Below are 15,626 nucleotides of genomic sequence, written 5' to 3' on the forward strand. Positions count from 1 at the left end.
AACATTTTTTATCAGGTTTTATTTATAGATCTATCGTCTAATATGATAATAAACTAATTAATTCTAAATGATATCATCATCTTTAAATTTATGTATTATTAATTAAGATAGTAAGTGTTCAATACTAAATATAAGGAGTAAATATAAAATAAAAATAATATGAAGTACTTTTATTAATTGAAACCAAAAAAGGGTATAAATAATATACCCTTTTTTTAATTTAATAATGTATTATGATTTATGTATTCTTATTAATTTTCTTTTCTAAAAACTAGACCGGTTTCAGGAAAATAATCTGCAACGATGGTATCATTGTCATTAATTTTTCCACCTAAAATCTCCTTAGATAATTGATTTAAAATTTCATGTTGAATCAATCTTTTTAAAGGTCTGGCGCCAAAAGTAGGATCATAGCCTTTGCTCATGATATAATCTTTAGCCTCATCGGTCATGCTCATGCGAATTCCTTTTTTATCTAATATTTTATTAAGAGAATCTAATTGGATATCTATTATACTTCTTATTTCATTTTTATTTAAAGGCTTAAATACAATAGTTTCATCGATACGGTTTAAAAACTCAGGACGAAGGGTTTTCCTTAACAGTTCCATAACCTGCTCTTTGGTCAATTCTAAAATTTCTTTGTAATTATTTCCTTCCAGTTTTTCAAAATTTTCTTGAATTAAATGAGATCCCAAATTGGAAGTCATAACTATAATCGCATTTTTAAAATTAACTGTTCTTCCTTTATTATCTGTTAGCCTACCATCATCTAATACTTGTAATAAAATATTAAAAACATCCGGATGAGCTTTTTCGATTTCATCCAATAAGATAACAGAATAAGGTCTTCTTCTAACGGCTTCGGTTAACTGACCACCCTCATCATAACCCACATATCCCGGAGGCGCACCTACCAGTCTGCTAACAGAATGTTTTTCTTGATATTCACTCATGTCAATTCGGGTCATTGAATTTTCATCATCAAATAAAAATTCGGCTAAGGCTTTAGCTAATTCGGTTTTACCGACACCTGTTGTTCCTAAGAATAAAAATGATCCGATAGGTTTTCTTTCATCGTTTAATCCCGCTCGGTTTCTGCGTATAGCATCTGCTACCGCTTCAATAGCTTCTTCTTGTCCGACAACCCTTTTGTGAAGAACAGATTCCAGATTTAATAACTTTTCACGTTCACTTTGTACCAGTTTAGTAACCGGAATACCGGTCCATTTGGCTACTACATCAGCAATGTCTTCGGAATCAACTTCTTCCTTGATTAATTTAGGTCGATCATCAGAAAGTTCGGCTTCAGCTTTAGCAAGTTCAGCCTCTTGTTCTTTTATTTTTCCATAACGTAATTCAGCAACTTTACCATAATCACCGGATCTTTCTGCTTTTTCAGCTTCAATTTTAAATTCTTCAATATTTTTACGGATTTCTTGAACTTTATCCGCTCTTTCTTTTTCTGCTTTCCAGGAAGCGCTTAGCTCATTTCTTTTTTCATTAAGTTGTGCTAATTCTTCTTTAACATTTTCTAACCTTTTCTCATTAGCTTGTTTAATGCTTTCATTGGAAGTAGGACTTTCCGCTTCTCGTTTAACCGCCTCTAATTCAATTTCAAGCTGCATTTTTTTACGGTCTAAGGCATCCAGTTCTTCAGGCTTGGAATTCATTTCCATACGAAGTTTTGCTGATGCTTCATCCATTAAGTCTATGGCTTTGTCCGGTAAAAATCGGTCGGAAATATAACGATTGGAAAGTTCCACTGATGCAATTACGGCTTCATCTTTAATACGTACTTTGTGATGGGCTTCATACTTTTCTCTAATTCCACGTAATATAGCTATGGCATCATCCACATCGGGTTCTTCAACCATCACCTTTTGAAAACGTCTTTCCAACGCTTTGTCCTTTTCAAAATATTTTTGATATTCATTTAATGTTGTAGCTCCAATTGAACGAAGTTCACCACGTGCCAATGCGGGTTTTAAAATGTTCGCAGCATCCATGGCTCCTTCTCCCCCTCCGGCACCAACTAATGTGTGAATTTCATCAATAAATAAAATAATATTTCCGTTGGAAGCGGTTACTTCTTTAACTACTGCTTTTAGACGTTCTTCGAATTCACCCTTATATTTTGCTCCTGCAATTAAAGCTCCCATATCTAAAGAAAAAATAGTTTTATCCTTTAAATTTTCAGGAACATCCCCGTTAATGATTCTATGAGCTATTCCTTCGGCAATTGCAGTTTTTCCGACACCGGGCTCTCCAATTAATATGGGATTGTTTTTTGTTCTTCGAGAAAGAATTTGCAAAACTCTTCTGATTTCGTCATCTCTTCCTATTACTGGGTCTAGTTTACCGTTTTGAGCTAATTCATTAAGGTTTTTGGCATACTTGTTTAATGAATTATAGGTATCTTCTGCAGATTGAGAAGTTACTCGTTCTCCTTTTCTGATTTCTTCGATCGCTTTAATTACGCCTTCTTTGGTGACTCCTTGATTTTTTAATAGTTGGGAGGTTTTGTCGTTTACTGAAAGCAGTCCTAAGAAAATATGCTCTAAACTTATAAATTCATCTTTCATCTTAGTTGATTCTAATTGGGCTTCATTTAAAGCTTTATTAGAATTTTGGGACAAATAAATTTGTCCGCCACTAACTTTAGGTAAAGAATTTAGTATGGATTCAAGTTCGGAGTTAATATATGCTAAATTTGAGTTTTGTTTTTTTAATATGAAAGTAATCACACTGGCTTCGCTTTCCAATAAAGCTTTAAGTAGGTGTGCAGGTTCAATAGCTTGATTTTCTAATCCTTGTGCAATCACTTGAGATTGTTGCAAGGCTTCTTGTGATTTGATGGTTAATTTATTAAAATCCATTTTATTTAATCTCTTACATTTTTTCTCAGCAAAATATAAACCAAAATCATGGATAGGTTTTTATAATCAATATGTAAGGGAATAAATGAATAAAACGAGACAATATGGCATTATTTTGTATTGTCGTAATTAAAATTAATGACACAATGTCATGGTTGTTTACTCATTAAAAGATTGGATTGTCTTTTTGATTACTACATCTTCAAAAATATTAAATTACATGAAATTCATATATAATTTAAAAATTACAGATGTATAATATGATATAAATAAATTATAGATTTTATGTAATATTTAATGATATCGGATACTTGCACGTATCATGCCGATAGCATTTATGGTTTTTAAAGAGACATCTTTAGATTCAAACATAGGATTGGCACTGACTAATTTTATGTAATCGTTACCTAAACTGGATTTTTGAATGTGTCTAACAAAGGTATGATTGGAATCTTCAGATAAGGCAATTTCGATTATATATAATTCTCCCCAAAATATATTATCAATGGAAGCATTTTTAAAAATAACAATATCACCATTTTTTAAAAGAGGAAGCATAGACTCTCCTTTTATATAAATAGCTCCATCACAATCTGATAAATTAGGTATTTTTATAAATCCTGAAATGAATGTATTTTCTGATTTTTTATGAACGATATTTTTTAATCCGCCATTTGAATCTAAATTATAAAGAGGGATATTGGTATTATTTTTTTCTTGTAATTTAAACATAGGGTCCTCCAATACAGACATTGGAAAATCTTTATCTAAAATTGGGGATTTTAACATGGGGCCTTCATAGGTGAGAAGCCATTCTAAATTTATTTCGGGACATTTGGTATGGATCAATAAAGAATCGTAACTATTTCTTTTTTTCCAATTCGAAAAGGTTTGGGGAGAAATACCGAGATATCTGGCTAATTCAGAATCTTTTTTGAATCCATAAAATAACTTTATTTTATTCAATATGGTAGTTTTTTCCATAGATTGTAGTTATATAAGTAAAAGCTCAAATAAATTTTATATAAACAGTGTGTTTATATATCTATTTGATAATTAGACAAATATACTAAAAATTATTATATTGTCACAACAATATTACAATAATCTAACACAATTAGTATAAAAAAATTATATATAAATTATATTGAGATAAATAATGTAGGGAGGCGCATTTAGAATATTCGTAAGCTTCCACGGATAAGGGCTATTGCATTGATTTTAGAAATAGGAATATCATGGGAACTACTTTTATTATCTTGCCCTGTAAGTTTAATAAATTTATCTCCTTTTTCAGATTTTTGTATAAACTTAATTAATAAATAAAATGAATCGTCATCCATGCATATTTCGACTAAGTAAAGTTCTCCCCAAAATAAATCATTAAGGGAAATAGTTTTAAAAATAACAATGTCACCGTTTTGGATTGTTGGTAGCATGGAATTGCCTTTAACATATGTTGCCCCATCACAATCAGCTAAATCCGGTATTTTGATAAATTCTATAATTAAATTTTGATCAAATTTTTTTACAAAAATATTTTTTAAACCCCCATTACGGTCCAAATTATATAAAGGGATATAATTTTTTTGGCCTTTAAGAAAAATATTTTTTGATTCTTCAGCTATAGAATTATTATTATTTGTAATGGTATTATCTTTTTTCAACATAGGAGGTTTTCCTGTTAATAGCCATTCATAGTTGAAAATTTCACATTTTGTATAAATTAATTTAATGTTATATGAATTACGTTTTTTCCAGTTATACAAAATTTGAGAAGTTATTCCCAAATGTTTTACTAACTGAGAATCTTTAGTGTATCCATAGTGTTTTTTAATTTCATTTAAAATAATAACTTTATCCATAGCATGTATAAAAATATACATTTCGTGTAAAAAAATTTTAAGATAAACAAAATGTATATATATTTGTGTTGAGATAAAACAAAGATATCAAAAAATATATTATTGTTATGACAGTAGAACAAATAAAAAGAAAAATTGAAGTGGGAGATTATATTTTGGCATCTAAGTTATTGAATATAACTCCTGAAAACGTAAGAGCTCGTTTTTCCCGTGAAAAAAATGATGTATTAGAGGCTTTAGAAGCAATTATTAGTAATAGAGAAAAGTTTATTAAAAATTATCAAAAGAAAATTTCAAATTAATTTAGGATTAAATAAAGTTATTTTTAATATAAGAAAACAATAATCAATGTAAATAACTACTTTATCGGCACGAATGGAATGAAATAAACTTATGAATTATGCTACTTAATATTTTTTAAAATTTATATTAAATAATCTATCAATTCTGTATACATATACACTTACTTAAATAAACGATTTATAAATTTTTAGGAGTGTTAAAATAACTTTACGTCTTTTGATAATGACATAAATTGATATAAAAAGAATGGATCTTTTAATATATAAATGCTATTATATGCATACTTTTAAATTTTAAATTTATATAAAGTAAATATTTAATCAATATAATTTAAAAGATTTATATTTTAAAAATTGTTAATGTGTGTTACCTATATATTTAAAAAATAAATTAAAATCACTTTATTTGATTTAAATATATAAAAAATATATATGTTATATAAACTTTGTGATTGTATATTTTTTTTGTTTATCTTTACCGCCATAAAGTTAGTGTTAAAGTGTTATAAAGTTTAAAAAATTAAGCGTTCATCTATTTTTAATGCCCTTGTAGGTACTATATTTTTATAATGAAAAAAGAAAGATGATCATTAAAAATAGGATAGATTTTTTAAATTAAAAAGTAGAAAATCAATTAATAAGTAATATGTTAATTAATAATTCATTATGAAAAAGAGAGTTTTATTATGTTCATTACTCGGAGTGATTTCCGTTTGTTCTTTCTCTCAAACCAAAAATGTGGGAATAAACACAGAAGATCCTCAAGGAGTTTTCCACATTGTAAGTGGAAAAGAAGGCAATTTAAATCAAGAATTTGATGAATTTATAGTAGATTCAGAAGGAAATGTAGGTATTGGTACCAGAACTCCGAAAGCAAAGCTCGAAATTATAGGGACAAAAGGGCAAGCATTACGAGTAAAACCGGCCGGTGTACAGTCTAAAGGTGAAATTATTGCTTCTGATGCAGAAGGTAATTTTGTAGCTGAAACGAGGCCTATGCCGGAGATCAAGGAAGGTTCTATTATTCAAATACACACTCCAATTGGGTGGGCACCTAGTGCTGCACCTAATTTAATAAATACAACTCCGTTTGTACCCGGTGACCCAAATATGCCTAGTGGTTCTAAACCGGCAGTAAAAATTTCAGATCAGTCATTAGAGCTAACAGAAGGTACATGGTTAATACAGCTTAAATATACTACTAGAACAACAGCTGGAAGTGGAAATAATTTTCAAGTAGGAGGGGAAAGATGTGGAAGACAAGACCCAAGAGATGTAGGTTTTGATCAATATATCTGGACCCTACTTTATGACGAAAATCAGTCACCCGATAAAGGAGTATTAACAACTGTTGGTTTTGCTACAGAACGCAGTGGAGCTTGTGCCTGTACACCACAGCTAACCCATGTGGTTAAGATAAACAATGGACAAACCATGAAGGTTAGCGCTTATGCCAGTACCAGCATTGATCATAATACAATAGTGTATGTAGATGGGGATTATGATGTGTTTTCTACCGGTAAACCTTATTTTAGAGCTGTACGGATAGATCAATTTAAATAAAAAAGATCATTATTATTTATTATCATAATAATTTTTATATAAAAAAATCATGAAAAATATATATTTAACTATATGCATTTTGTTGTTAGCAACAGGTATAGGTATTTCGCAAGAGAAGGGGATAGGGATTAATACCGAAAATCCCCAAGCGATATTTCATATTGATGCAAAAAAGGATAATGGCGATATACCAAATCCGGTAAATACTTCGGATGATGTGGTATTTACAAGAGATACTATTATTCCTTATTATGGAAAGGTTGGGGTAGGTAAAATTAATCCTGATGTTAGTTTGGATGTAAACGGAAATATTCGTTTGGAAGATGGTCATGAAACTAATGCAAACATATTGGTCAGCACAGACTCTTTAGGAAATGCCAAATGGGTAGTGCCATCAAGACCTTTAATTAAATTTGGTCAAATAGGAGACAATATACCTTTACCATTAGATGAGAGTGCCACAGATTTAACAGAGCAGCCCGTAATACTATCTCAAGGAAGATGGCTGATTCTTTCCAAATTTGTAGTTAAAAATACAACAACACCACCGAATCCAAAAGATAATAAACCTAGAAATAATATATGGATTTATCTAAAAAATGTTAGCGAATATCCGCTAATAACCGATAAAGTCTATAATACTATTTTAGGTGTACCCGTGGAACAAGAAGGAGCTTTTATTGGAACACCTCAGTTAGCAGCTTTAGTTGTTGTTCCTAAAGGGCAGAATCATGAATTTAGAATATTTGGAAGCACAAGTAATAAGGAATATGGTTATATAACATCAAATACAAACTTTCAAGGTTCTTTCTTTTATGCTGTTCGATTAGATGCGGATCTTATTGATTAATAAATTATACGAATTTTAAATTTATTATATGAGAAAATTATTTTTATTATATATGTTAGGAGGAAGTGTAGGAATTTCCTCTGCTTTTGCACAAGTAGGTATAAATACAACAGAACCTAAAGGAGTTTTTCATGTTGATGCAAAAGGTAATACTCAAGGGAATACTAATATTTCCGATGATGTAATAGTTGATAGTAATGGTAATCTGGGGATAGGTACCCTAACGCCTCAAGCTAAAGTTCATATTTATACGGATGGAACCGTACCAGCAATTCGTATAAGTGATCAATCTGAAGCTGCAGGAAGCATGTTAATGTTCCATGATGATACCGGTATGGTTAACTGGGTGCCCAAACCATTTAGTATTAAGCGGGTTGAAACAAAAGAACTTAGAACAGACTTTGTAATGAATGGTAGAAATTCAGGAGATCATGTAGAAATTACGCAACCTGGAAAAGGATTAAAATTACCTCCGGGTATATGGATGATTATGGCAAAATATATGGTATATAACCATAAAGGTGATCAAGGAAATTTATTTTGGACGTATTTGCATGATTTGGATGATCTTACTGGTCTATCTTTTGATGGAACTCATCTTGCTGATAAACGTAAGCCTTGTCTAATTGATGGAGCTCTTCCAGAAAAAAATTGTGATGGTAAAGGATATAATTTAAATTGGTACTTAGCTAGTGCTGATCTTGGAGCTAATCCTTCAAAAAGTGCGTTAACTGTTGTAGGTATCTACCCAGAAGCTAAGCCTTATAGCCCTGGATACACTACTCCATATGTAAATTATATTGCTGTAATCCAATCTCCAGGTAAGAATCCGGGTGATACAGGATATGAACATGAAATAGCTCTAACATTTAGCACAAGTTTAAAGGGAGAAGCTCTTTTAGAATGTAAATCTTCAATATCTGGAGCGGGTAATAATGGTGGAGATCTACCGGTTGGTGTTTATTTCTTTGCTATTCGTTTAGATATAGATGAATCATCTCTATAAATTTTAAAAATTAAGTTATATACTAGTATTTATATAATACCTGCCGAATAGGCAGGTATTTTTTATTCAATATCTGTAATTCCCATTTTCTTCATTAAAAAAGTGGCATTCATATTTTGAGCTACACCTTCTTTTAATTTATAATCAAACACTAATTCATCCTGAGCTATTTCTGCTTCAAAACGATAGTTCTTTATATTGTCGGGATAGTTTGCTTCCAAGGTGCCTAGTACTAAATCATGCGTAGCAATAATGCCATTTCCTTTTAACAAAATAAGCTGTTTCATAAGCGCTAAGGATCCTTTTTGCTTATCTTCAGAGTTGGTACCTTTTAAAATTTCGTCTAAAATAATAAATAAATGTTCTCCGGAATGAAGTCTGTCTATAATCATTTTCAATCGTTTTAATTCAGAGAAAAAATATGATTCATGATCAACTAAGGAATCTGTAGTTCTTAAATTAGTTACCAAATTTCCAGGGAATATTTTTAATGACTTAGCGTATACCGGAGCACCGATACAGGCTAACACGTGGTTAACCCCTATAGTCCTTAAATACGTACTTTTACCTGCCATATTAGCTCCCGTTATTACTAAAAAATAATTTTCTTTTGAAATTTTAACATCATTGGTTACACAATTAGATCGGTTAAGTAGAGGGTGGCCCAATTCTTTCCCATCAAATATAAAATGTTCAGTATTTATTTTAGGATATGAATATCCGGGGTGAGTATATGCGTATGTTGACAGGGAGCACCAAGCATCAAAATGAGAAAGAGAATCAAACCAATTCGGTAGATACTTTTTATAGATATCTAACCATTTTTCTATCTTAATAGCATAAAGAACACTCCAACATAAGACCGGATTGAAAAATAAAATCATCGGATAAGCCATACTCATATTTAATTGAGAACAATATCTATTTAATTTATAGATAGCTTTTGATGCAGAAGTTTTCTTGATAAGGATTTTACGATTTTTTTCTAACAAATAACTATCAAAATTTTGCTCTTCTATGGCATTAAAAAGTGAGGTATAGGTGTTTAAAACATCTGTTTTTTTTTCTATGTTATTAACTATATTATTTACATGCTTACTCGCAAAGGCATTAATTGCATAAGTTATGATCCATAAAGGAATAAAATATAATGCAGATACCCTATTAAAAGCTGTAAGTACAAGTAAGATTAAATACAAGCAGGGAATAATATTTATCATTATTTCCCAGAATTTATTTTTATGCAATAAAAATGTTTCCGGAAATATATTTGAATCAAAATTTTCTTTATTTTCTAATTTTCCGTTTGAAGACCCCAAAACTCGGAAATGGTTTACCCAATCTTGTTTTGAAGCTAATTCTTGGATGCTTTCCTGATTTTCCACTATGGTTTTTTTGTCTAAATAGGGAGTAAGGAACAGATAGGCAAGAAATTTTTTACCTTGATAGGTGCATGTTCGATTAATAGCCTGAAAAACCGATCGATCGCCAAATAAATCTAAATCGTAGCTAAAGCTGTGTTCAGTCGAAATATATTCTGGGCCTCCATCAAAAGATGAAAAATCGTAATTAAGAGCTTTACATTCATTTTCTGCTAAAGTTATTAATGATTCTGAATAATTTTTTTTATAAAACAGTTTTTGATGTAACTTTAATAACAAGATAAATATTGAAAAAGATACAAAGATGATACCGCCGGTAAGGTAGCTGTTTTTCCAAGTAAAAATACAAAGTAAAGCAGCAACAAGAACTACTGATAATCTCAAAGCAGCAATAATAAATATCTTTTTTTTAAGTGATTGTACCGTTGAAATCTCTTTATTAATAAGAGAACGGTATGAATGTTCAATATCTTTTATTTTCATGATATCAAAGGTAAACAAAATAAAATAGTTAATTTAAAGTCTATATATATCTAGTACTTTACTTTCAAATTTGAACAGGAATAAAAAAAAATTAAATTTTATTATTTGATAAATGTAGCATTTTAAATATATTATAATTAGAAATAAAAAAGCCTGATGAAAATCAGGCTTATAATTATTATAATTTTATTATAGAGCTAAATCAATCACTTCAGACATTTGAGTTACATAATGTATTTTTAAGCCTTTAATATAATCAGGATTGATTTTTTCAATATCTTTTCTATTCTCTTCACATAATATGACATCGGTAATACCGGCCCGTTTCGCAGCTAATATTTTTTCTTTAATTCCGCCTACCGGAAGAACTTTTCCTCGTAACGTAATTTCACCGGTCATTGCCCATTTAGACTTAACCTTTTTACCGGTAAAAGAGGAAACAAGAGAAGTAAGCATTGCTATACCTGCAGATGGTCCGTCTTTAGGAGTTGCACCTTCAGGAACGTGAATGTGTATATTACTTTCTTCAATTTTTTGCGGATCGATACCGAACTCTTTATAATTAGATTTTATGTATTCCAAAGCAATGGTAGCCGATTCTTTCATTACATTACCTAAATTTCCGGTCATGGTTAAGTTTCCTTTGCCTTTAGAAAGAATACTTTCAATAAAAAGAATATCTCCTCCTACTTGAGTCCAAGCTAATCCTGTAACAACTCCTGGAACTTTATTAGTTTCAGACATTTCAGGCATCATTGGCGGACCTAGGATTTCGATAATTTTATTTTGACTCAATTTTTTATTGTATTCTGTATTGCGAGCAATTTGTAAGGCAATATTCCTTACAATTTTTGATATTTTCCTTTCTAAGCCTCTAACACCGGATTCTCGAGTATATGCTTGGATAATAAATTCCAATTCTTTCTTACTTATTAAAATATCTTTTTTGGTAAGTCCATGTTCAAGGATTTGCTTTGGTAAAAGATATTTATTAGCTATTTCTACTTTTTCCTCAATAGTATATCCGGAAATATCAATAATTTCCATTCTGTCTAACAACGCCGGTTGTATGGTTGCTAAATTATTGGCGGTAGCAATAAACAATACTTTAGATAAGTCGTAATCTACATCCAGGAAATTATCATGGAAAGTACTGTTTTGTTCGGGATCTAATACTTCAAGTAAAGCAGATGACGGGTCACCGTGTCCACTGGTGCTAATTTTGTCTATTTCGTCTAAAACAATAACGGGATTAGATGTTCCAACCTTTTTTATGGATTGAATAATTCTCCCCGGCATAGCCCCAATATAAGTTTTACGATGTCCTCTAATTTCCGATTCATCATGCAACCCTCCCAATGATATACGAACGTATTTTCTTCCTAAAGCAGAAGCAATGGATTTACCCAATGAAGTTTTACCGACACCGGGAGGACCATATAAACAAATGATGGGAGATTTCATATCTCCTTTAAGTTTTAGGACTGCGAGATATTCTAAGATTCGTTCTTTAACATCTTCTAAGCCAAAATGGTCTTTATTTAAAACTTTTTCAGCATGATTAATATCAAAATTGTCCTTAGAATATTTTTCCCAAGGCAAATCCAACATTAATTCTAAATAATTCCTTTGAACACCATAATCAGGTGTTTGCGGGTTCATGCGAACTAAGCGATTAAGTTCTTTTTCAAAATGTTCATTTATAGACTTGCTCCATTTTTTTTTCGAAGCTTTTTCTTTCATTTCTTGAACTTCAGCTTCATAAGAAACGCCTCCCAACTCTTCCTGAATGGTTTTCATTTGCTGGTGTAGGAAATATTCACGTTGTTGTTTGCTGAGGTCGGAGTTAACCTTATCCTGAATAGAATTTTTTAAAGATATTTTTTGAAGCTCAACGTTCAGGTACTTTAACGTTTTGGAAGCACGATCTAACAAACTGTTAACTTCCAGTAATTCCTGCTTTTTGACTAACGGCAAATCAAGATTAGAAGCAACAAAATTTACCAACAAGGAGCTGCCTTCAATATTTTTTATAGCAAAGGAAGCGTCTGAAGGGATAGCCGGATTTTCATTAATAATTTTAATGGCTGTTTCACGAAGACTTTCCAATAAAACATTAAAATGTTCTTTATTTTTATTGGAAACCTTTCTTTTGTCTTCCAATAAAGTAATTTCTGCTTTTAAATATGGCTCCTCCTCAAGTATATTATTAATAGAAAATTTACGTATCCCCTGAATAATTACCATGGTACTTCCATCAGGCATTTTAAGTAATTTTAATATTTTACCTATAGTACCTACCGAGTACATATCATTTATAGTCGGATTATCTGCATTTACATCTTTTTGTGTAATGACAGCTATTATCTTATCGTTTTGCTGAGCATCTTGTAATAAATTGATGGATTTATTTCTTCCGGCGGTAATTGGTATAACAACCCCGGGAAATAAAACTACATTTTTTACCGGAAGTAAAGGTAAAACTGTAGGAAAAGTTTCATTCATCATTTTATCTTCTTCATCCTGGCTTAGTAAAGGAATAAATTCACTATCATTTTGCATAACTTGATCTAATGACAATATGTCGAACTTCATAATGTTTCGTATTAAAGATTTAATGACAAACTTTCAGATATCTAAAAAAAGAGAACTACTTTTTTTAAATCTTAAATGGGGTATAGTATTGATTATTAATAAGAAATGTTGTAACCTCCAAAGTTTGTACGTGTACTAAGGTCAATTAATATGCCAAATAAAAACTTACTATAATTGCTAATAAAGCTTAGAATTATAACTTGATAAGGGTTAGAATTTCTCTGCTTCCATCGGAATAAGTAACTTTAACAAAATATCTTCCTGTAGGAAGTTTTGAAATATTAATTTCCTGATTAAGATTGGAGTCAATTATATCTTTATCGATTAAATTGGTACCAACCATGGATAAAACAGAAATATTATCGATTTTATAAGAACTTGAATTCTTAACAAGTATAAAATTTACTGCCGGATTAGGATATAATTTTGATTTAGTATAAGGTTGCTCTTGTAAATAAAAGTTCATTAAAATATTGGCTGGAAAATCTTTTGCAGTAACCAGTTTAATTGAAAAAAGCAACGTAATAAAAAATAAAAATTTCTTCATAAGCAATTTATATCTAAAAATTATGAAAATTTCCTTGATAAAATGATAGTTTTATGTACTTAAAATTAATGTATAAAATTATAAAAAAAAAATATTCTTTACAACTTTTCATTAAATTATTTTTATTTTTATTTGGGAATAAAGATAATATTCAATTATCTTATCTTCAATAGTTTTGTCTTAAGGGCTTTTTTCTGAATTATTCTATATTTTATATTTATATTGTTGTTGCTAAAGTAAATATACTTACTTGAGAATCATCGGTTTTTAACAGTTCTTGAGTGCATGCAATTAAAGTTGCACCCGTTGTTAAGACATCATCAACCAATAAATAATGACTCGAACAATTTGAATTTCTTATAAAAGCGTTTTCCATTTTTTTTATACGTTCTTCTCTGTTGGATTGAGTTTGAGATTTCGTATGAGAAACTCGTCGGAGAACATGCTCGTCGAAATTGCAATTCAATAGAGTTGCTAATTTTTTGCAACAGAGCAAAATTTGATTATAGTTTCTTTTTTTATATCTTTTCGAATGAATAGGGACCGGAACAATGGTTTTTACTTCTTTTAAACAAGGATTGTTCTCATTTTGCATAAACCAAATCTCAGCTAACCATGAACCGATTTCCGGTTTATTTTTATATTTTAAATGATGAATTAATTGTTGCGTAATATTTTCTTTTGAGAAAAACAATAAGGAAGATGCAAATTCTATTTTCGCAGAATTGTTAAGTTGGCTGTGAATTGAATTTGCGTTGTCAAAAGGAATATAAGTAAAAGGTAAATGAGCTTTACACTTTTCGCATACATAGTGTTGTGATGAAGAAATAATTGTTTCACAACCAATACATCTATTAGGAAACAGAGTAGAGAGTATTTCTTGCCACATGAGTATTTTTCAATTATCTTTGCGTAATATAAACAAATTTATTTATTGTGATAAGGCTGACTAAAATATTTACATTTGAAACAGCTCATGCTCTGTGGGGATATGATGGTAAATGTAAAAACATTCATGGGCATTCTTATAAATTGTATGTTACTGTTAAAGGAGAGCCGTGTAATGATATACACCATGTAAAAAATGGAATGGTTATGGATTTTGGAGAGTTGAAATCTATTGTAAAAAAATTAATTATAAATCCTTTAGATCATGCCATTATTTTAAACGCTCAAACAGAACATAAACAATTAGGAGAGCAATTGCAAAATCAAGGGCATAAAGTTATTTTTATAAATTATCAGCCCACATGTGAGAATATGTTGATGGATTTTGCCGAAAAGATACAATCAGAGCTTCCTGAAAATATTTTATTAGCGAAGCTTAAATTATATGAAACCGAAACGTCATATGGTGAATGGATAAGGGAAGACCAATAGAAATTAATCTTATGGCAGGCAAAAAAGTTTATTTTGCCTCAGATCAGCATTTAGGAGCACCTGATGAAGTTTCATCCAGAAAAAGAGAAAAGATTTTCGTAAAATTTTTAGAACAAATTAAACCTGATGTTCAAGTATTATTCCTAATAGGGGATTTATTTGATTTTTGGCATGAATATAAAACCGTTGTACCCAAAGGATTTGTTCGAATATTAGGAAAATTAGCTGAACTTTCAGATTCAGGGGTTAAAATATATTTTTTTACCGGAAATCATGATTTATGGATGAGAGATTATCTTCAAAAAGAATTAGCAATAACAGTTTTTAATGAGGAACAAACATTTATCATCAACAACAAAAGTTTTTTTATTGCTCATGGAGATGGATTGGGACCGGGAGATCGAGGGTATAAAAGAATGAAAAAACTTTTTACTAATCCTATTGCTCGATGGTTTTTCAGATGGTTGCATCCGGATGTAGGAGTAGCCTTAGGTACTTATTTATCAAGAAAAAATAAATTAATTAGCGGGGAGGAAGATATTAAATTCTTAGGGGAAGATAATGAATGGCTGATTGTCTTTTCTAAAGAAAAATTGAATGAAAAACATTATGATTACTTTATTTACGGGCATCGTCATTTACCTATGGATTTATTGATTGGTGAAGATAAAAACAGCCACTATGTAAATTTAGGGGATTGGATTTCGTATTTTACCTATGCCGTTTTCGATGGAGATCATTTGCATTTACAGACTTTTACCAAACCTGTTTAAT

Annotated in this window: 13 protein-coding genes; 6 read left to right on the plus strand and 7 right to left on the minus strand. The window is 30.3% G+C overall.

All coding sequences use genetic code 11. The features are described from left to right. Nucleotides 1–251: 251 nt before the first annotated feature. From clpB to GYM72_RS00655, 3 genes are all read right to left on the minus strand, one after another. Nucleotides 252–2,879: an ATP-dependent chaperone ClpB gene (gene clpB, locus GYM72_RS00645; RefSeq protein ID WP_220264350.1), complete on the minus strand. Its 2,628-nt coding sequence runs from the start codon at nucleotides 2,877–2,879 to the stop codon at nucleotides 252–254. 294 nt (nucleotides 2,880–3,173) lie between these two features. After that, nucleotides 3,174–3,863: a LexA family transcriptional regulator gene (locus tag GYM72_RS00650; protein ID WP_220264351.1), complete on the minus strand. Its 690-nt coding sequence runs from the start codon at nucleotides 3,861–3,863 to the stop codon at nucleotides 3,174–3,176. 191 nt (nucleotides 3,864–4,054) lie between these two features. Beyond that, nucleotides 4,055–4,765: a helix-turn-helix domain-containing protein gene (locus GYM72_RS00655; protein ID WP_220264352.1), complete on the minus strand. Its 711-nt coding sequence runs from the start codon at nucleotides 4,763–4,765 to the stop codon at nucleotides 4,055–4,057. An 86-nt stretch (nucleotides 4,766–4,851) separates the two neighbouring features. Between GYM72_RS00655 and GYM72_RS00660 the strand changes: the two genes are divergently transcribed. The 4 genes from GYM72_RS00660 (at nucleotide 4,852) to GYM72_RS00675 (ending at nucleotide 8,465) form a co-directional block, all read left to right on the plus strand. Then, nucleotides 4,852–5,046, plus strand: coding sequence for a hypothetical protein (locus GYM72_RS00660; protein WP_160565807.1), 195 nt, complete (start codon nucleotides 4,852–4,854; stop codon nucleotides 5,044–5,046). Nucleotides 5,047–5,712: 666 nt separating this feature from the next. Beyond that, on the plus strand, nucleotides 5,713–6,609 hold the full coding sequence (locus GYM72_RS00665) for a hypothetical protein (protein ID WP_220264353.1): 897 nt from the start codon (nucleotides 5,713–5,715) through the stop codon (nucleotides 6,607–6,609). Nucleotides 6,610–6,658: 49 nt separating this feature from the next. Next, nucleotides 6,659–7,459, plus strand: a complete 801-nt coding sequence (locus GYM72_RS00670) for a hypothetical protein (RefSeq protein ID WP_220264354.1) — start codon at nucleotides 6,659–6,661, stop codon at nucleotides 7,457–7,459. Between the two features lie 28 nt (nucleotides 7,460–7,487). Further along, nucleotides 7,488–8,465: a hypothetical protein gene (locus tag GYM72_RS00675; protein ID WP_220264355.1), complete on the plus strand. Its 978-nt coding sequence runs from the start codon at nucleotides 7,488–7,490 to the stop codon at nucleotides 8,463–8,465. Nucleotides 8,466–8,527: 62 nt separating this feature from the next. Here the strand turns inward: GYM72_RS00675 and GYM72_RS00680 are convergent, their stop codons facing one another. From GYM72_RS00680 to GYM72_RS00695, 4 genes are all read right to left on the minus strand, one after another. Continuing rightward, nucleotides 8,528–10,330 carry a hypothetical protein gene (locus GYM72_RS00680; RefSeq protein WP_220264356.1) on the minus strand — a complete coding sequence of 601 codons (1,803 nt, stop codon included), beginning with the start codon at nucleotides 10,328–10,330 and terminating at the stop codon, nucleotides 8,528–8,530. A gap of 189 nt (nucleotides 10,331–10,519) precedes the next feature. After that, nucleotides 10,520–12,925, minus strand: a complete 2,406-nt coding sequence (lon, locus tag GYM72_RS00685) for an endopeptidase La (RefSeq protein WP_220264357.1) — start codon at nucleotides 12,923–12,925, stop codon at nucleotides 10,520–10,522. A 193-nt stretch (nucleotides 12,926–13,118) separates the two neighbouring features. Next, nucleotides 13,119–13,472 (minus strand): T9SS type A sorting domain-containing protein, encoded by a 354-nt coding sequence (locus GYM72_RS00690; protein WP_220264358.1) that lies wholly within the window; start codon nucleotides 13,470–13,472, stop codon nucleotides 13,119–13,121. A 217-nt stretch (nucleotides 13,473–13,689) separates the two neighbouring features. Beyond that, nucleotides 13,690–14,361 (minus strand): ComF family protein, encoded by a 672-nt coding sequence (locus tag GYM72_RS00695; protein WP_220264359.1) that lies wholly within the window; start codon nucleotides 14,359–14,361, stop codon nucleotides 13,690–13,692. Nucleotides 14,362–14,408: 47 nt separating this feature from the next. On the opposite strand from GYM72_RS00695, the gene GYM72_RS00700 reads away from it, so the two are divergent. Further along, nucleotides 14,409–14,852, plus strand: a complete 444-nt coding sequence (locus tag GYM72_RS00700; protein ID WP_220264360.1) for a 6-carboxytetrahydropterin synthase — start codon at nucleotides 14,409–14,411, stop codon at nucleotides 14,850–14,852. Further along, nucleotides 14,831–15,625, plus strand: a complete 795-nt coding sequence (locus tag GYM72_RS00705; RefSeq protein ID WP_255571516.1) for a UDP-2,3-diacylglucosamine diphosphatase — start codon at nucleotides 14,831–14,833, stop codon at nucleotides 15,623–15,625. Before GYM72_RS00700 ends, GYM72_RS00705 begins: the two co-directional genes overlap by 22 nt. The last annotated feature ends 1 nt before the right edge of the window (nucleotide 15,626 follow it).

The sequence above is a fragment of the Apibacter sp. ESL0404 genome (genome assembly GCF_019469245.1).
Taxonomy (GTDB): Bacteria; Bacteroidota; Bacteroidia; order Flavobacteriales; family Weeksellaceae; genus Apibacter.